Below are 18,052 nucleotides of genomic sequence, written 5' to 3' on the forward strand. Positions count from 1 at the left end.
GGCCGGAACTTTGCGGTTCCGGCCACCCCGGCGGCGTTCTGCGGGCCTGAAGGGGCCCAGTGGCACCGGGACGCCGAAGGGCCCGCAGCGAGGATGCTGCGGGCCCTTCGGCGTGTTCGGTCGAAACCCTTACGCTTCCTCACGGCGCAGCGAGGGCTTCAGCTCCTTGAGTCGGCCGAGCAGGCCGTTGACGAACGACGGTGACTCGTCCGTGGAGAACTCCTTGGCCACCTGCACCATCTCGTCGATCACGACCGCGTCCGGGGTCTCGTCGACCCAGATCAGCTCGTACGCGCCGAGGCGCAGGATGTTGCGGTCCACGACCGGCATCCGGTCGAGTGTCCAGCCGACGGAGTACTGCGCGATCAGCTCGTCGATCCGCTTCGCGTGCGCCGCGTAGCCCTCGATCAGCTGCATCGTGTACTCGCTCACCGGCGGCTGCCGGGTGTCGGTCCGCGAGAGCCGGATCCAGTCCGCGAGGACCGTCAGGACGTCGGCGCCGCGCTGGTCACCCTCGAAGAGGATCTGGAAGGCGCGCTTGCGGGCCGTGTTGCGGGCAGCCAATTTAGCTGTTCACCCGGCCGAGGTAGTCGCTCGTGCGGGTGTCGACCTTGATCTTCTCACCGGTGGTGATGAAGAGCGGGACGTTGATCTGGTGACCGGTCTCCAGGATGGCGGGCTTGGTGCCACCGGTGGAGCGGTCGCCCTGGACACCCGGCTCGGTCTCCTGGATCACGAGCTCGACGGCGGCGGGCAGCTCGACGAAGAGCACCTCGCCCTCGTGCTGCGCGACGGTGGCCGTGAAGCCCTCGATCAGGAAGTTGGCGGCGTCGCCGACGGCCTTGCGGTCGACCATGAGCTGGTCGTAGGTCTCCATGTCCATGAAGACGAAGTACTCGCCGTCCATGTAGGAGAACTGCATGTCGCGCTTGTCGACAGTGGCCGTCTCGACCTTGACGCCGGCGTTGAACGTCTTGTCGACGACCTTGCCGGAGAGCACGTTCTTGAGCTTGGTGCGCACGAAGGCCGGGCCCTTGCCGGGCTTGACGTGCTGGAACTCGACGACGGACCAGAGCTGGCCGCCTTCGAGCTTGAGCACCAGGCCGTTCTTGAGGTCGTTCGTGGAAGCCACGGTTGCGGAATCTCCTGGACTGACGTGGACGACCCCGGGGCACGCCACTGCCTAGAGGGCGAGCAGCTCCTTGGTCGTGATGGTGAGTAGCTCGGGTCCGCCGTCCGCCTCGGGGCGAACGACGAGCGTGTCATCGATCCGGACGCCGCCCCGGCCCGGGAGGTGGACCCCCGGTTCGACGGTGACCGGCACGCAAGCGTCCAGTTTACCCATGGCTGCGGGAGCCAACTGCGGGTCCTCGTCGATTTCGAGTCCCACGCCGTGTCCCGTCAGCGCCGGAAGGCCCTGCGCGTACCCCGCGGAGTCCAGCACCTGCCGTGCCGCGCGGTCCACATCACGATAGGCGGCGCCGGGCACCAGACTCTCCCGTCCGGCGCGCTGAGCGGCGAAGACGAGGTCGTACAGCTCGATCTGCCAGTCGGCGGGGGACGTACCGATCACGAACGTACGGCCGATCTCGCAGCGGTATCCGCGATACGTGGCCCCGAGGCAGACGGAGAGGAAGTCGCCCTCCTCCACGCGGCGGTCGGTGGGCCGATGAGCGCGGCGACCGGCGTTCGGGCCGGTGGCGACGGAGGTGGCGAAGGCGGGGCCGTCTGCGCCGTGATCGACGAGGCGTCGTTCGAGTTCGAGGGCGAGGTGGCGTTCGGTGCGGCCGACGAGGATGGATTCGAGCAGTTCCCCGAGGGCCTGGTCGGCGATCTCCGCGCCGATCCGGAGGCAGGAGATCTCTTCCTCGTCCTTGACGACCCTGAGCTGTTCCACGGCTCCGCCGAGGTCGGCGAGGCGCAGGCGCGGGACGACCGAGCGGATGGCTCTGTGACGGGCCACGGTGAGGTGGTGTTCCTCCACGGCGAGGCAGACTCCTCCCTGCGCCGCGGCGAGGTCGGCCGCGGCGACTGCGGGGTCGCCTCCGGGGCCGGGGAGCGCATGGATCCGCAGTGCCTCGTCGGGGCGGCCCTCCGTGGGGCGGTCGTCGGGCGGGCCGGTGCACACGAGCAGGTCTTCGGTCTTGCCGAGGAGCAGCACGGAGCCCTGCGGGGCGGCGCCCGCGAGGTAGCGGACATTGGCGGGGCGGGAGATCAGCGCGGTGGCGCTGCCGCTGGCCTGGCAGCGGTCCCTCAGCCTGGAGCGGCGGGTGGCGTACACCTCTGACATGACCCGAGCGTATGAGCTCCGCCGGTTTGGCGCCGGTTGGGGGCGTCTGAGTGGGCGGTGTCTGGAATGTGGGGGTCGGGTGGGGTGGTGTTCGGGGGCGGGGTGCGGCTGACGGTCGTTTGCCGTCTGCGGACCGGTTCCGGGGGCCGCGTGAGGTTGTGTGCCGTCTGCGGGGCCGGTGGGGGCTGGGCGCGCCGTTCCCCGCGCCCCTTGGGTGGGACCAGTCCCATTGGTTTCCAGTCCCGGGGGCCGCCTGAGGTTGTGTGCCGTCTGCGGGGCCAGTGGGGGCTGGGCGCGCAGTTCCCCGCGCCCCTTGGGTGGGACCAGTCCCGTTGATTACCCGTCCCCGGGGGCCGCCTGAGGTTGTGTGCCGTCTGCCCGGCCGGTGGGGGCTGGGCGCGCCGTTCCCCGCGCCCCTTGGGTGGGACCAGTCCCGTTGATTACCCGTCCCCGGGGGGCCACCTGCGGGGCGGGCAGCTTCCCGCCCCTTTAGGAGGCTGCGGGCGCGTTGGTTACCAGGTCGGGGGGCTGGCGATTGATCTTGCCAGTACGTCGTCCAGGATCTGGGCTGTCTGGGGGACGTCGAGCTGGGAGTTGTCGATGATGGGGAGTCCTGAGCCGTACCAGCCGGCCATGCGGCCGTGGATGCGGGCCACCTCCTCGTCGGTGAGGCGGCGGTTGCCCGTGCGTTCGGCGTTGCGCTCCAGGACGATCTCCAGGCCCGGGAGCAGAACGACCGGGAGGAGGCCGGGGCCGACGTGGCGCTTCCAGCCGCCGAGGCCGACCACCGGGCGGTCGGGGAAGACCGCGTCGTCGAGGATGCACGAGATGCCGTTGGCCAGGAAGTTCCGCGCGGCGAAGCCGCAGGTGCGGCGGGCCAGGCGGTACTGGGCCTCGGAGTTGTCGTTCCACCCGGACTGGGGGTCGGCGAAGCCTGAGCGGACCCATTCGCGGACGTCATCGAGGCTGATGTGGGCCGTGGGGACGCGGCGGTGATCCGCCCAGTACTTGGCGACGCTCGTCTTGCCGGCGCCGGCCGGGCCGATGAGCAGTACCGCGAGGGTGGTGGCCGTCGGGTCCGGGGTCGCGGTGGCGGGCGGGGCGCTCGGCATGCCGACCGGGCCGCCGGGCGGGAGCGGGACGTGGCCCGTGGTCTCGGGCGCGGGCGGCGGCGGGGCCTGGGTGTGCTGTGGCGCGGGCGGGACCGGTCCCGAAGGACCTCCGGGGGGTATGAAACCCGGTGCCGGGGGTGGCGGCGGCACCGGGGCGGAGCCCTGGTGCGGGGCGGAGCCCTGGTGCGGGGCGGGTCCCTGGTGCGTGCCCGGGTGATGCGGACCCGGGTGTTGTGCGGCCGGCGACCAGCCGTTCCCCGACTGGTGGGGCGGCGGCAGCGGAGAACCCACTGCGTGCTGCATCCGGTGCCACTCCGTCTCGTCTTCCATGGCCATTGACGCTGGCAGCGGGCACAACCCGCTCGCTACCGAACGGTACCGCCCCCGGCCGTCGTTTGGTGAACGGCCGGGGGCGGTCCGAAGTGCCCATCGCCACAGGCGAATCGGACGGAAGCGCGCTTTTCGTGGACTTACTGGCCGACTTCGCCGTACGCGGCGAGCAGCACGGCCGGGTCCGGTCCCTCCATGACGGTCGGCTTGGCCAGGCCGTCCAGCACGATGAAGCGCAGCAGGTCACCGCGGGACTTCTTGTCGACCTTCATGTTCTCCAGCAGCTTGGGCCACTGGTCGTAGCGGTAATGCAGCGGCAGGCCCACCGCTTCGAGGATCGTGCGGTGCCGGTCGGCCGTCGCGTCGTCCAACCGCCCGGCGAGACGGCCGAGTTCGGCGGCGAAGTGCATGCCGACGGAGACCGCGGCGCCGTGCCGCCACTTGTAACGCTCGTTCTTCTCGATGGCGTGGCCGAGGGTGTGGCCGTAGTTGAGGATCTCCCGCAGGCCCGACTCCCTCAGGTCCGAGGAGACGACCTCGGCCTTGACCCGGATGGAACGCTCGATCAGCTCGGCGGTGTGCGGGCCGGCCGGGGTGCGGGCGGCCTCGGGGTCGGACTCGATGAGCTCCAGGATCGCCGGGTCGGCGATGAAACCGGCCTTGATGATCTCGGCGAGCCCGGACACGTAGTCGTTGACCGGGAGGGACTCCAGCGCGGCCAGGTCGCACAGCACACCGACCGGCGGGTGGAAGGCGCCGACGAGGTTCTTGCCCTCGGCGGTGTTGATGCCGGTCTTGCCGCCGACGGCCGCGTCGACCATGGCGAGCACGGTGGTCGGTACGGCGATCCAGCGCACCCCGCGCAGCCAGCTCGCCGCCACGAACCCGGCGAGGTCGGTGGTCGCGCCGCCGCCGACGCCGACGACGACGTCGGAGCGGGTGAAGCCGGACTGGCCCAGCGCCTTCCAGCAGTAGGCGGCGACCTCGGCGGTCTTGGCCTCCTCCGCGTTGGGCACCTGGATGGCGACCGCGTCATAGCCCTGCTCGACCAGGTCGGCCCGCAGCGCGTCACCGGTCCCGGCCAGCGCCTCCGGGTGGATGACGGCGACCCGCTTGGCCTTCTCACCGATCAACCCGCCGAGCTCGCCCAGGAGTTGACGGCCCACCAGGACCTCATACGGTTCGCTGCCCGCGGTGCCGCCGACCTGGATCCGCGTCACTGCCTCACTCATACGTCCTTCAACTCCAGTGCGTCCAGGGCCGCTTGGGTCACTTCTTCGGGTGTACGGCCGTCGGTGGCCACGACCGCCGTGGCCACCCCCTCGTACAGATGACGGCGGGCCTCCATCAGCTCGCGCCACTGCTTGCGCGGGTTGACCGCGAGCAGCGGGCGGGCGGCGTTGAGGCCGGTGCGCTTGACCGCTTCCTCGACGTCCATCGACAGGTACGCCACCCGCTGCCCGGCCAGCAGCGCACGCGTGTCCGCGTCGAGGATCGCTCCGCCACCGAGGGCGAGGACCCCGCCGTGCTCGGCGAGCGCCCGCTGCACCGCCCGCTTCTCGATCGCCCGGAAGGCGGGCTCGCCCTCGTCGACGAAGATCTCTGCGATGGTCCGGCCCTGCTCGGCGACGATGTCGTCGTCGGTGTCCCGGTAGACCACGCCCAGCCGGTCGGCCAGCATCTGTCCGACGGTGGACTTGCCCACGCCCATCGGGCCGACGAGGACGACCACGGGTGTTGCGCTCACCGGATGGCCAGGTTGTCGAGGTACGAGGTCACGTTGCGGCGGGTCTCGGTCACCGAGTCGCCGCCGAACTTCTCCGCCACCGCGTCCGCGAGGACGAGCGCCACCATGGCCTCGGCGACGATGCCGGCGGCCGGGACCGCGGACACGTCCGAGCGCTGGTGGTGAGCCTGCGTCGCCTCACCCGTGGTCACGTCCACGGTCTGCAGGGCGCGCGGCACGGTCGCGATCGGCTTCATCGCGGCGCGGACCCGCAGCAGCTCACCGGTGGTGAGGCCGCCCTCGGTGCCGCCGGAACGGCCGGAGACACGGCGGATGCCCTCGGGCGTGTTCACGATCTCGTCGTGCGCCTTGGAGCCGGGCACCCGCGCCAGCTCGAAGCCGTCGCCGAGCTCGACACCCTTGATCGCCTGGATGCCCATGAGCGCGCCGGCGAGACGGGCGTCCAGCTTGCGGTCCCAGTGCACGTGCGACCCCAGGCCGACGGGGACGCCGTACGCCAGGATCTCGACCACACCACCGAGGGTGTCGCCGTCCTTGTGGGCCTGGTCGATCTCCGCGACCATCGCCTTCGACGCGTCCGCGTCCAGGCAGCGCACCGGGTCCGCGTCCAGCTTCTCGACGTCGGCCGGCGTCGGGTACACACCCTGCGGCGCCTTCGCAGCGGCCAGCTCCACGACATGGCTGACGATCTCGATGCCGGCCGTCTCCTTGAGGTACGACCGGGCGACCGCGCCCAGCGCCACCCGCGCCGCCGTCTCACGGGCGGAGGCACGCTCCAGGATGGGCCGGGCCTCGTCGAAGCCGTACTTCTGCATGCCCGCGAGGTCGGCGTGGCCGGGGCGCGGGCGGGTCAGCGGCGCGTTGCGGGCGAGGCCGGCGAGGATCTCGGGGTCGATCGGGTCGGCCGACATGACCTGCTCCCACTTCGGCCACTCGGTGTTGCCCACCATGATCGCGACAGGGGAACCCAGCGTCAGACCGTGCCGGACACCACCGATGAACGTGACCTCGTCACGCTCGAACTTCATGCGCGCACCGCGTCCATAACCGAGCCGGCGCCGGGCCAGGTGGTCCGCCACCATCTCCGTGGTGATCGGCACGCCGGCGGGAAGGCCCTCCAGCGTCGCCACGAGTGCGGGACCGTGGGACTCCCCCGCGGTCAGCCAGCGCAACCTGCTCAACGGTGCTCCTCAGTGCTCGCGCCCTGGTACTGCCCTGCGTACGCGCGTCCTCGCGTACGTCGACGGCGTGACCAGGTGCGCGGCCCCGGCCCGCCACCTTCGATCCTCCCACGTCCCGGGCCGGTGCCCGGCCGCCGGTCCACCAGACGGACGGACGGCGGACGACACCGGACGGCGACGGGGATCACACGGGACGGTTGCCCTGGGGCTGCTGAGGGGCGTACGCGCCGAGGAAATCGGCACCGCTCGGCTGCTGAGGCTCCTGCGCCTGCTGCTGCGGAGCGTACGGGCCGAGATAGTCGGCGCCCCTCCCCTGCCCGTGCTGAACCGCCACCTGAACGGCCTGCCCCTGACGCCTCGCACGCCGACGGTCGATCTTGCGCTTCAGCTTGAAGACCCATGACCCGACGACGAGCAGCACGATCAGGACCAGCACGGGGATCTGCACCCAGTCCGGCATGAACTGCAGGACGATCTCGAATATTTCGCCCTTACCGGACGCCAGCGACACACCAGTGAACACTGCTTGTACTCCCCCTAGAACCGCTCCGCCCCCTGCGGAACCCAGCGGATCCTAGCGGTTCGCGAGAGCGCGCTCGCCCGCTTTTCGCATGGCCTCAAGAGGCGCCGGGACTCGGCCCGTCATCTGCTCCACCTGCAGCACCGCCTGATGCCCCAGCAGGTCGAGCCCGCTGACGACAGCGCCGCCGTACATCGACCAGCGAGCCGCGAGGGCGGTCGGCCAGGGGTCGTAGAGCACGTCGAACAGGGTGGCCGGGCGCTCGGGTACGGCGGCGGCGAGGGCGTCCGTCGCGCCGGCCGGGGTGGTCGCGATCACCAGCGGCGCATGCAGCGCCCGGTCCGCCTCGGCCCAGTCCGCCGTACGGATCTCGACGTCGAGCCGCTCGCCCCACTGCCGCATCTCGGCGGCGCGGGCCTCGCTGCGTACGTACGCCACCACCTCGCCGGTGCAGATGCGCGCGAGTGCGGCCAGCGCGGAGGACGCCGTGGCGCCCGCGCCGAGGATGGCCGCCGAGTCGACCTGTTCGATGCCGTGCTCCCGGAGCGCGGCGACCATGCCGGGGATGTCGGTGTTGTCGCCGACCCGGCGGCCGTCCTCGGTCATGACGACCGTGTTGACCGCCTCGACCGAGACCGCGGTCTCCGTGACCTCGTCGAGCAGCGGGATGACGGCCCGCTTGAGCGGCATGGTCAATGACAACCCGGCCCACTCCGGCCCCAGTTCCGCGACGAACCCGGGCAGCGCGGCCTCGTCGATCTCGAACCGGTCGTACGACCAGCCCGTCAGCCCCAGCTCCGCATAGGCGGCCCGGTGCAGCACCGGGGAGAGGGAGTGGGCGATGGGCGAACCGAGAACGGCGGCCCGGCGGGCGTCAGTTGCCCCTGCTCTCATTGAACTTGTCCTTGAGCTTCAGGAAATCGTCGTGGGTCTTGGCGAATTCTGTCTTGTTCACGCCGTCGGTCGCCACGAAGTAGTACCAACCCTCGTTCGTCGGATTCAGCGTCCCCTTCAGTGCACCCTCGCCCGGATTGTCGATCGGACCGGGCGGCAGACCCTTCTGCGTGTACGTGTTGTACGGGTCCTTGTTGCTCTTGATCTCCGACTCGCTGATGTCGATGTTGCTCTGACCCTTCAGATAATTGAAGGTCGAGTCGAACTGCAGGGCACCGTACGTCTCAGGGTTCGCGAGATCGAGGCGGTTGTAGACCACCTCCGCCATCTTGCGGTAGTCGTCGTTGGTCTTGCCCTCGGCCTGGACGAGGCTGGCGACCGTGATGACCTGCAGCGGGTTGTCGAGCTTGAGGGTCTTGGCCTTGGCCTCCAGGTCCAGTGCCTCGTACTTGTCGGCGGCCTGGGACACCATCTCCTTCAGGATCGCCTCGGGCTTCATGCCCTTTGCGGCGGCATAGGTGCCCGGATAGAGGAAGCCCTCCAGCGGATCCTTGATGTCCTTGTTGCTGTTCGCCCAACTCGGAAGTCCGAGGGTCTTGTATTTCTCCTCGGCCACCTTCTCGGTGGTCCCGGACGACAATTCGAGCTGTTCGTCGATCGTCTTGTAGACGCTCAGATTGCGCTCGCCCGGCCTGACCAGAACGTTGTTCTGGCTGTCGGGGCTGAGCATCATCTCGACGGCGCTCTCGGCGGACATCTGTTTCTTCAGCAGATAGGCGCCGGCCTGGATCTTGTCCCCGTCGGGATTCTCCTGCTGGGCGGCGACAAAAGCGTCGACGCTCTTCACGACGCCGGCCGCCTTCAGCTTCTGACCGATATCGGAGCCGAACGCGCCCTTGGGGATCTCGACACTCACGGTCTCGCTCGTGCCGTCACCCGCGAAGTCCGGAGCGTCGCCGAAACGATCCTTGTAGAACTGGTACCCGAAATACCCGACTCCGGCCACACCCGCGCCGAAGACCAGCACGACCACCAGACAGGCCATGCCGCTGCGGCGTTTCTTGGGCTTCCCGCCACCCCGCCCGCCCCGCCGGTCGCCGCGCCCCCGGCCGCCGCCCGACTCGTCGTCGAAGTCGTCGTCGTCCTTGTCGTCGCCACCCGCGAAGAAGGCGTGCTCGCCCTGGTCAGGTCCGGGATCCCAGTCGGTCTGGGGTGGCTCCGGTTCGGCCTGCCGACGGCTCGGCGGCTCCGGCGGCGGATACGCGTCGGGCGTGCCGTAGTAGTCGTGCTGGTCGCCGCCGTACGCCCCGGTCTGCTGCCCGTAGGGGTCCCCCGGATCGGGGTACTGGACCTGCGGGTGGGAGCCGGTGGCCCAGCCGTTGTTGTCGTACGCCTGCTGCCCGTGCCCCAGGTACTGCTGCTGGTCGTACTGCTGCGGGTACTGCTGGCCCTGCTGCCCGTACTGCTGTGCCTGGCCGTACACGGCATGCTGGCCGGTGCCCCAGTCGCCGTAGTGCTGCGGCTGCTGCGGCTGCTGCTGCTCCGGATAGTGCTGCGGCTGGCCGCCGTAGGCAGCCTGCTGGCCCGAATGGGCCTGCTGCTGCCCTTCCCATCCGCCGTCCCCGTACAACGGGTCCTCCGGATGCCACGGTTCGGAGCCTTGGCCCCGGCCATACTCAGTCATCGATCCCCTAGAGCCGCGAGGCGGCGGTCACGCGGCTGCTGACGATCCGGATCCCGTCCCGCCTCTCTTTGTGCGCCGGCTGTTCGAACACCGGCGCATCGCGCGGAACGTTACCGTATCGCGATCAGATAACCACTTCGACGCTCTCTCCCGGTGCTTTACCTGACACCCGTTCGGATTCGAGCGCCTGCTGGAGGATGATCACAGCGGCCGCCTGATCGATCACCGACCGGCCCTTCTTCGACTTCACGCCAGAGGCGCGCAGTCCCTGACTGGCAGTCACGGTCGTCATCCGCTCGTCCACCAGCCTGACCGGAACGGGCGCGATCATGCGTGCCAGTTCCTGGGTGAAGCCCCTGACCTTGACCGCGGCCGGACCCTCGCCCCCCTTGAGGGAGCGCGGGAGACCGACGACGACCTCGATCGGCTCGTACTCCTCGACGAGTTGCTTCAGGCGCCGGTGAGCTGCCGGGATGTCCCGGCCCGGGACCGTCTCCACCGGGGTGGCGAGGATCCCGTCGGGGTCACATGAGGCGACCCCGATACGGGCGTCCCCGACGTCGATGGCCAGGCGACGGCCGCGGCGCATGCCCCGGCCGTCACCGCTCGACTGTGTGTCGTCGCTCACTTGGCCGTTTCCGCCACGAGCCGCTCGACGGCGTCGACGGCCTCGCTGACGGCGGCCGGGTTCTGGCCGCCGCCCTGGGCGACGTCCGGCTTGCCGCCGCCTCCGCCGCCGAGGGTCTTGGCGGCCGTACGGACCAGTTCGCCGGCCTTGAGGCCGCGCTCGCGGGCGGCCTCGTTGGTGGCGATGACCGTGAGCGGCTTGCCGTTGTTGACCGTGAACAGCGCGACCACGGCGGCACGTCCGCCCTGGATGCGGCCGCGTACGTCGAGGACCAGCTTGCGCAGGTCGTCGGCCGTGGTGCCGTCCGGGACCTGGCCGGTGACGACGGCGATGCCGCGGACGTCCTTGGCGGACTCGGCGAGACCGGCGGCGGCCTGCAGGACCTTCTCGGCGCGGAACTTCTCGATCTCCTTCTCGGCGTCCTTCAGCTTGCCGAGCATGGCGGAGACCTTCTCCGGGAGCTCCTCCGGGCGGCCCTTGATCAGCTCCTGGAGCTGGGCGACGACCGTGTGTTCCCGGGCGAGGAAGTTGTAGGCGTCCACGCCGACGAGGGCCTCGATACGGCGCACACCGGAGCCGATCGACGACTCGCCGAGCAGCTTCACCAGACCCAGCTGGGCGGTGTTGTGCACGTGCGTGCCGCCGCACAGCTCCTTGGAGAAGTCACCGATGGTCACGACGCGCACCCGCTCGCCGTACTTCTCGCCGAACTCGGCGATGGCGCCCTGCTTCTTGGCGTCGTCGATGCCCATGACCTCGGCGTGCACGTCCAGGTCGCGGGCGAGCACCTCGTTGATCTTCTGCTCGACGTCGGTCATCACGGCCGTCGGCACGGCGGACGGGGAACCGAAGTCGAAGCGGAAGCGGCCGGGCTGGTTCTCGGAACCGGCCTGGGCGGCCGTCGGGCCGAGGGCGTCACGCAGGGCCTGGTGGGTGAGGTGCGTGGCCGAGTGGGCACGGGCGATGGCCGTACGGCGGCGGTGGTCGATCGAGGCGTGGGCCTTGGCTCCGACGGTGACCTCGCCGACCTGGACGACGCCCTTGTGGACGTAGACGCCCGGGACCGGCTTCTGGCAGTCGCGGATCTCGATCACGGCACCGGTGTCGACCTTGATCCGGCCGGTGTCACCGATCTGACCGCCGCCCTCGGCGTAGAACGGGGTGCGGTCGAGGACGATCTCGACCTCGTCGCCCTCGGCGGCGGCCGGCGACGAGGCGCCGTCGACGAGGATGCCGACGACGGTGGACTCGCCCTCGGTGTCGCTGTAGCCGATGAAGTCGGTCTCGCCGACCTTGTCGGCGATCTCCCGGTAGGCGCCGGCGCCGGCGTGGCCGGTCTTCTTGGCCTGGGCGTCGGCCTTGGCGCGCTCCCGCTGCTCCTTCATCAGGCGGCGGAAGCCGTCCTCGTCCACGGACAGCCCCTGCTCGGCGGCCATCTCCAGGGTGAGGTCGATGGGGAAGCCCCAGGTGTCGTGGAGCAGGAAGGCCTTGTCGCCGGCCAGCACGGTGGAGCCCGCGGCCTTGGTGTCGGTGACGGCCGTGTCGAGGATGTTGGTGCCGGCCTTCAGCGTCTTGAGGAAGGCGTTCTCCTCGGCGAGGGCGACCTTCTCGATGCGCTCGCGGTCGGTGACCAGCTCCGGGTACTGCTGGCCCATCATGCCGATGACGACGTCGACCAGGTCCTTGACGACCGGGCCGGTGGCGCCGAGCAGACGCATGTTGCGGATGGCGCGGCGCATGATGCGGCGCAGGACGTAACCGCGGCCCTCGTTGCCGGGGGTGACACCGTCGCCGATGAGCATCACGGACGTGCGCATGTGGTCGGTGACCACGCGCAGGGAGACGTCCGAGCCGTGGGCGTCGCCGTAGGCCACACCCGTCAGCTCGGTGGCCTTCTTGATGACGGCCATGGATGTGTCGATCTCGTACATGTTCTGCACGCCCTGCAGAATCATGGCGAGTCGCTCGAGGCCGAGGCCCGTGTCGATGTTCTGGCTCGGGAGGTCGCCGAGGATCTCGAAGTTGTCCTTGCCGATGCCCTCGCCGCGCTCGTACTGCATGAAGACGAGGTTCCAGATCTCCACGTACCGCTCGTCATTGACGGCGGGACCGCCCTCGACGCCGAACTCGGGGCCGCGGTCGTAGTTGATCTCGGAACAGGGGCCGCAGGGTCCGGGGACGCCCATCGACCAGTAGTTGTCCTTCATGCCGAGGCGCTGGATGCGCTCCTTCGGCACGCCGACGACGTCGTGCCAGATGCGCTCGGCCTCGTCGTCGTCCTTGTAGACGGTGATCCAGAGCTTCTCCGGCTCCAGGCCGTAACCACCCTTGTCCTGGGGGCTGGTGAGCAGCTCCCAGGCGTACTTGATGGCGCCTTCCTTGAAGTAGTCGCCGAAGGAGAAGTTGCCGCACATCTGGAAGAAGGTGCCGTGCCGGGTGGTCTTGCCGACCTCTTCGATGTCCGGCGTGCGCACGCACTTCTGCACGCTGGTGGCGCGGTCGAAGGGAGGCTTGACCTCACCCAGGAAGTAGGGCTTGAAGGGCACCATGCCGGCCGGGACGAGGAGCAGAGTCGGGTCGTCCGCGATGAGCGACGCCGAAGGGACGACGGTGTGCCCGCGCTCCTCGAAGAAGCTCAGCCAGCGGCGGCGAATCTCGGCCGACTCCATCAGTGGTCCTCGTTTCGGTTGTACGAGTACGTCGTCCTGTCGACGTACTTCGGGTCATTGCGGTTCTCGATGGCGGCGTACCGCCGGGGTGCGGGGAGTTCTTGGTCGACGGGGGCGTTGATGCCCAGCGCGTCGCCCAGTTCCTCCTCCCGCTGGGCCATGTTGTCCCGGACGTCGAGGGCGAAGCCCACCGCGCGGTCCTTGAGCCGGTGACCGGCCTCGATCGCCTTGTTCGCCGCGGACGCGGCGAGGCTCTCGGGGGTCAGCTGCTTCAGCTTCCGATTGACCTTGGTGGTGGCCCACACACCGGCGGCGACGCCCGTGGTGAACCAGAACGTTCGGCGGAACATGCTGGGTCTCAGTCCCTCTTTCCGCGGAGGTTTCGCTTGCCCCGTCGCGAGGCCGGAACCGTGCGGCCCACGATGACGGTACGGCGGGGCGCCTTGGCGGGCGCGTCGTCGTCCTTGCGGCCGCCGAGGGCCCGGCGGACGCCGTAGCCGAAGGCCGCGACCTTGACCAGGGGGCCGCCGAAGGTGGAGGCGACCGTGGTCGACAGTGCCGAGGCGTTCGACGTGACCTCCTGGACGTCGGTGGCGATCGCGTCGACCCGGTCGATCTGGGTCTGCGCGGAGCGCACCGCCGTGGAGGCCTCTGCCAGGAGCGGGACGGCCTGGTCGGTCACATCCGCGACGAGCTTGGTGGTCGCCTTGAGCGTCTGGGCCAGCCTCGCCAGCGCAACGGCGAGGAAGGAGACCAGGATCGCCCAGAAGACGGCCACCAGGATCCCGGCCACCTCTCCACCGGACACTGTGTGCACCCGCTCCCTGAAACGTGCCTCTACATCGGTCTACATCGAAAAAGTCGTGCACCGAGCCTATCGCGCCGGGGATGCCGCTCCACACCGGATTACCGCCCCGCGCGGAGCCGAGTCGCGAGAGGCGATTGTACGGACCGAACACGCTTCAGTACGCTCCGTATTCCATGCGGGATCAACAGCGCACCCCCTCCCCCGAGTCCGTCGGTCCGTCCCTGGACCTCAGCACGTTCGTGGGCCGTTCGGCCGAACTCACCGGGCTGACCGAGGCGCTCGGCACCGTGCGGCTGGTGACCGTGACGGGGGCGGGCGGCGTCGGCAAGTCACGGCTGGCGGCGCGCGCGGCCTCGCGGTGCACGCCCCGCGACGGTGTGTGGCACGTGGACCTGGCGTCGGTGCGCGACCCGGAGTTCGTCGACTACGCGGCCGTGGAGGCGCTGGAGCTGACGGACCACACGACCCGCCTGCCCCGCGAGACACTGCTGGCGCTTCTCGCCGACCGTCAACTCCTGCTGATCCTGGACGGGTTCGAGCACCTGGTGGACGCCTGCGCGGAACTGGTGAGCGCGCTGCTGCGCCGGCTGCCGGGCCTGCGGGTGCTCGCCGTGGGACGCCGACCGCTGGGCGTGACGGGCGAGCTGCTGTTCCCGCTGGCGCCGCTGGGCGAGGACGAGGCGGTGGAGCTGCTCGTGGACCGGGCGGCGCAGCCGGGAGTGGTCGTACGGGACGACGCGGACGTACGGGAGCTGTGCCGTCGCCTGGACGGCATCCCGCTGGCGATCGAGCTGGCAGCCGGACGGCTGCGGATGCTGTCCGTGAGGCAGGTGCTGGAGCGGCTCGACGACCGGTTCCGGCTGCTGACCGGCGGCGGGCGGGACGGGTTGCCGCGCCATCGGACACTACGTACGGCGGTCGGCTGGAGCCATGAACTGTGCACGCCCGAGGAACGGTTGCTGTGGGCGCGGCTGTCGGTGTTCGCGGGCCGGTTCGACCTGGAGGCCGTCGAGTACGTGTGCGGCGGCCAGGGCCTGCCCGCCGACGACATCCTCGAGGTGCTCTCCCAGCTGCTCGCGCAGTCCGTGGTCACGCGCGAGGAGACGCCGGCCGGCGTGCGCTACCGCATGCTGGACACGATCCGGGCGTACGGCGCCGACTGGCTGGCGGCGACCGGGGACGCGGTCCGGCTGCGGCGCCGTCACCGCGACTGGTATCTGGGGCTGACGACCTGGTGCGAGCTGGAGTGGTTCTCACCTCGGCAGGACGAGGTGGCGGCGCGGATCGAGGCGGAGCTGCCGAATCTGCGGCGCGCCCTGGACCACTGCCTGAGCGAGCCGGACGACGCGCATCTGGGCCAGTACCTCGCGGGCTCCCTGTGGTTCTACTGGGTCGGCTGCGGCCGGCTGTCGGAGGGGCGGCACTGGCTGGAGCAAGCCGTGGCGCTGGACTCCGGGCATGAGCAGTCCCGGCTGAAGGCCCTGTGGGTGCTCGGCTATGTGGCGATCCTGCAGGGCGACACGGTGCCCGCCCTCGGGGTGCTCTCGGAGTGCCGTGAGGAGGCGGAACGTGCCGCCGACCCCACGGCGGTGGCGTACGCCGAGCACCGCACCGGCTGTCTGGCCCTGCTCTCGGACGACATGGAGCGTGCCGAAACGCTGCTGCGCTCGGCCCTCGGCCGCTATCAGGAGATCGGCGAGCTCAACAGCAATGTGCTGATGGGCCAGGTGGAGCTGGCGATGACGCGGGCCTTCCAGGGCGATCTGCCGGACGCGGTACGGCTGTGCGAGGACGTCCGCCAGGTGTGCGAGGACCACGGCGAGCGCTGGGCGCGCTCCTATGCGCTGTACGTCCTGGCGTACGCCGCCTGGGCCGACGGCGACCTGCCCGGCGCCCGCGCGCTGCTGACGGACTGCCTCGGCAGCGCCCACGCCTTCCACGACCTGCTCGGCTCGGTGCTGGCGGTGGAGCTGCTGGCCCTGGTCACCGGCGCGGAGGGCGACCCGGTGGAGGCCGCGGTGCTGCAGGGCTCCGCGGCGCGGATGTGGCCGTCGGTGGGGCTGCCGCTGTTCGGCTCGGCATGCTTCAACGCGCCGCACGAGCTGTGCGAGACGGCCGCTCGGGAACGGCTCGGCGACGAGCGGTACGAGGAGTGCGTACGGCAGGGGGTGGCGCTCGGCCGGGAGGAGGCGGTGCGCCGGGCACTGGGGCGGTTTCCGTCGGACGCCGTTCCGTCGCCGCGAGGTCCGGTACGGCATGTCACGGCGACCGTGACCATGCGAAAGCCCGCCGCCTCCCCCACCCGCAAGGGCGGGGAGACGACGGGCTGAGGCGCAGAAGTCCTACGACCGCTGAAGGATCAACGGGCGTAGTACTCGACGACGAGCTGCTCGTCGCAGATCACCGGGATCTCCTTGCGGTTCGGCTCACGGTCCAGGCGGAACGCCAGGGCCTTGAGGTTCACCTGGAGGTAGCGCGGGGTCTCACCGTCGGGGGCGAAGCCACCCTCGCGGGCGATCGAGAAGAGGGTCTTCTCGCGGCTGCGCTCACGGACCATCACGACGTCGTCGGGCTTGACGCGGAAGGACGGCTTGTCGACCTTCTGGCCGTTGACCTCGATGTGGCCGTGAACGACCATCTGACGGGCCTGGTAGATGGTGCGGGCGATGCCCGAACGCAGCACCAGGGCGTCGAGACGACGCTCGAGCTCGATGATCAGGGCCTCACCGGTCTTGCCCTGAACCTTGGAGGCACGCTCGTAGGCGCGGACGAGCTGGCGCTCGGACACGTCGTACTGCGCACGCAGACGCTGCTTCTCCAGCAGACGGACCTTGTAGTCCGAGTTCTGCTTGCGGCCACGGCCGTGCTCACCCGGCGGGTAGGGACGGGCCTCGAAGTACTTGACGGCCTTCGGGGTCAGCGCAATGCCGAGGGCACGCGACTTCTTGACCTTGGGGCGGGACTGATTCGCCACTGCTTCTCATTTCCTTGTTCTCGGCTCGTCAGGGTTGAGGGAGGTCGCATCCGCAGCCGGGGAAACCCTTGAGGTCCGAAGACCTGCCGGGCAGCCGCTCCCCTGGTCTGGGCACATACGTGCAGCACGCGAGTGGCCCACCGACCGGTCTCGTCGTGCGACGAGTGGTGGTGGGCTGCCCGCGACACCGAATCGACGGTGCGCGACGCTCCTGGAGCCGGCCTTCCGAGGAGGACCGGGCTCCGGCTGACCGTCCCGTTCTGACTGCACGGGACACAGCACTTCGACGAATTCTACAGGGTGCTCAGGACCGCTTCCGACCGAGGCGTTTCCTGGTCCACTCCACCGCGTCCGCGTACCGCGCCTCGGCGCCGTGCCGGGTCGGGGTGTAGTACTCGCGGTCCTTGAGCGCGTCCGGGGCGTACTGCTGCTCGGCGATGCCCTCGGAGAGGTCGTGCGGATAGACGTACCCCTGCGCATGTCCGAGCTTGGCGGCGCCCTTGTAATGCCCGTCGCGCAGGTGGGGCGGCACCGGGCCCGCCATGCCCTTGCGTACGTCGTCCATGGCGGCGCCGATCGCGGTGGTCGCGGCGTTGGACTTGGGCGCGAGGGCGAGGGCGATGGTGGCGTGGCTGAGGGTGAGGGCGGCCTCGGGGAAGCCGATCATGGCGACGGCCTGGGCGGCGGCGACCGCGATCGGCAGGGCGTTCGGGTCGGCCAGGCCGATGTCCTCGCTGGCGGAGATCATCAGGCGGCGGGCGATGAAGCGGGGGTCCTCGCCGGCCTCGATCATCCGGGCCAGGTAGTGCAGGGCGGCGTCGACGTCGGAGCCGCGGATGGACTTGATGAGGGCGCTGGCCACGTCGTAGTGCTGGTCGCCGTCACGGTCGTACTTCACCGCCGCCCGGTCGACCGTCTCCTCCAGCGTCTGGAGGCCGATCTGCGGCTCGCCCTTGTCGAGCGCCGCCCCGGCTGCCGCCTCCAGGGCGGTCAGGGCGCGGCGGGCGTCGCCGCCGGCGATGCGCAGCAGGTGCTCCTCGGTGTCCTCCGGCAGCCCCACGGCGTCACTCAGTCCGCGCTCGTCGCTCAGTGCCCGCTTCAGCAGGCCTCTGACGTCGTCGTCGGTGAGGGGTTCGAGGGTGAGCAGCAGGGAGCGGGACAGCAGCGGGGAGATGATCGAGAAGTACGGGTTCTCGGTGGTCGCCGCGATCAGGG

Annotated in this window: 17 protein-coding genes; 1 reads left to right on the top strand and 16 read right to left on the bottom strand. The window is 70.2% G+C overall.

What is annotated here, in order from left to right; all coding sequences use genetic code 11:
• Window positions 1-129: 129 nt before the first annotated feature.
• The 14 genes from nusB to ACWGDB_RS41285 all read right to left on the bottom strand — a co-directional run bounded on the left by nusB (window position 130) and on the right by ACWGDB_RS41285 (window position 13,872).
• Complete coding sequence (gene nusB / locus ACWGDB_RS41220) at window positions 130-564, bottom strand: transcription antitermination factor NusB (protein ID WP_383607910.1); 435 nt, start codon at window positions 562-564, stop codon at window positions 130-132.
• 1 nt (window position 565) lies between these two features.
• Window positions 566-1,132: an elongation factor P gene (gene efp, locus ACWGDB_RS41225; RefSeq protein ID WP_030607045.1), complete on the bottom strand. Its 567-nt coding sequence runs from the start codon at window positions 1,130-1,132 to the stop codon at window positions 566-568.
• 51 nt (window positions 1,133-1,183) lie between these two features.
• Window positions 1,184-2,290, bottom strand: a complete 1,107-nt coding sequence (locus ACWGDB_RS41230; protein ID WP_453827184.1) for an aminopeptidase P family protein — start codon at window positions 2,288-2,290, stop codon at window positions 1,184-1,186.
• A 512-nt stretch (window positions 2,291-2,802) separates the two neighbouring features.
• Entirely contained in the window at window positions 2,803-3,705 is a 903-nt protein-coding gene (locus ACWGDB_RS41235; RefSeq protein WP_453827193.1) for a Pro-rich N-terminal domain-containing protein, read from the bottom strand.
• A gap of 167 nt (window positions 3,706-3,872) precedes the next feature.
• On the bottom strand, window positions 3,873-4,964 hold the full coding sequence (gene aroB / locus ACWGDB_RS41240; RefSeq protein WP_453827185.1) for a 3-dehydroquinate synthase: 1,092 nt from the start codon (window positions 4,962-4,964) through the stop codon (window positions 3,873-3,875).
• A complete protein-coding gene (locus tag ACWGDB_RS41245) occupies window positions 4,961-5,443 on the bottom strand; it encodes a shikimate kinase (RefSeq protein WP_453827194.1) in 483 nt (160 codons plus the stop codon). The genes aroB and ACWGDB_RS41245 overlap by 4 nt, the downstream gene beginning before the upstream one ends.
• Window positions 5,444-5,475: 32 nt before the next feature.
• Entirely contained in the window at window positions 5,476-6,660 is a 1,185-nt protein-coding gene (gene aroC, locus ACWGDB_RS41250) for a chorismate synthase (RefSeq protein ID WP_362381212.1), read from the bottom strand.
• Window positions 6,661-6,844: 184 nt separating this feature from the next.
• Window positions 6,845-7,183 (bottom strand): hypothetical protein, encoded by a 339-nt coding sequence (locus ACWGDB_RS41255; RefSeq protein WP_453827186.1) that lies wholly within the window; start codon window positions 7,181-7,183, stop codon window positions 6,845-6,847.
• A gap of 51 nt (window positions 7,184-7,234) precedes the next feature.
• The gene (locus tag ACWGDB_RS41260) at window positions 7,235-8,074 is read right to left on the bottom strand and encodes a shikimate dehydrogenase (RefSeq protein ID WP_453827187.1); all 840 of its coding nucleotides are present in this window, start codon (window positions 8,072-8,074) and stop codon (window positions 7,235-7,237) included.
• Complete coding sequence (gene mltG, locus ACWGDB_RS41265; RefSeq protein WP_453827188.1) at window positions 8,055-9,758, bottom strand: endolytic transglycosylase MltG; 1,704 nt, start codon at window positions 9,756-9,758, stop codon at window positions 8,055-8,057. Before mltG ends, ACWGDB_RS41260 begins: the two co-directional genes overlap by 20 nt.
• A 124-nt stretch (window positions 9,759-9,882) precedes the next feature.
• Entirely contained in the window at window positions 9,883-10,347 is a 465-nt protein-coding gene (gene ruvX, locus ACWGDB_RS41270; protein ID WP_093909088.1) for a Holliday junction resolvase RuvX, read from the bottom strand.
• 35 nt (window positions 10,348-10,382) lie between these two features.
• The gene (gene alaS / locus ACWGDB_RS41275; protein ID WP_453827189.1) at window positions 10,383-13,055 is read right to left on the bottom strand and encodes an alanine--tRNA ligase; all 2,673 of its coding nucleotides are present in this window, start codon (window positions 13,053-13,055) and stop codon (window positions 10,383-10,385) included.
• The gene (locus ACWGDB_RS41280) at window positions 13,055-13,405 is read right to left on the bottom strand and encodes a hypothetical protein (RefSeq protein ID WP_383607896.1); all 351 of its coding nucleotides are present in this window, start codon (window positions 13,403-13,405) and stop codon (window positions 13,055-13,057) included. Before ACWGDB_RS41280 ends, alaS begins: the two co-directional genes overlap by 1 nt.
• An 8-nt stretch (window positions 13,406-13,413) precedes the next feature.
• On the bottom strand, window positions 13,414-13,872 hold the full coding sequence (locus tag ACWGDB_RS41285; protein ID WP_453827190.1) for a DUF948 domain-containing protein: 459 nt from the start codon (window positions 13,870-13,872) through the stop codon (window positions 13,414-13,416).
• Between the two features lie 164 nt (window positions 13,873-14,036).
• Here ACWGDB_RS41285 and ACWGDB_RS41290 point away from each other — a divergent pair, with 164 nt between their 5' ends.
• A complete protein-coding gene (locus ACWGDB_RS41290; protein WP_453827191.1) occupies window positions 14,037-16,193 on the top strand; it encodes an ATP-binding protein in 2,157 nt (718 codons plus the stop codon).
• A gap of 29 nt (window positions 16,194-16,222) precedes the next feature.
• Here ACWGDB_RS41290 and rpsD read toward each other — a convergent pair whose 3' ends face one another.
• Together rpsD and ACWGDB_RS41300 are read right to left on the bottom strand one after the other, a co-directional pair.
• On the bottom strand, window positions 16,223-16,837 hold the full coding sequence (rpsD, locus tag ACWGDB_RS41295; RefSeq protein ID WP_019758012.1) for a 30S ribosomal protein S4: 615 nt from the start codon (window positions 16,835-16,837) through the stop codon (window positions 16,223-16,225).
• Between the two features lie 304 nt (window positions 16,838-17,141).
• Window positions 17,142-18,052: AAA family ATPase (locus tag ACWGDB_RS41300; protein ID WP_453827192.1), on the bottom strand; the 911-nt coding region annotated here is incomplete at its 5' end.

This window comes from Streptomyces sp. NPDC055013 (assembly GCF_053608645.1).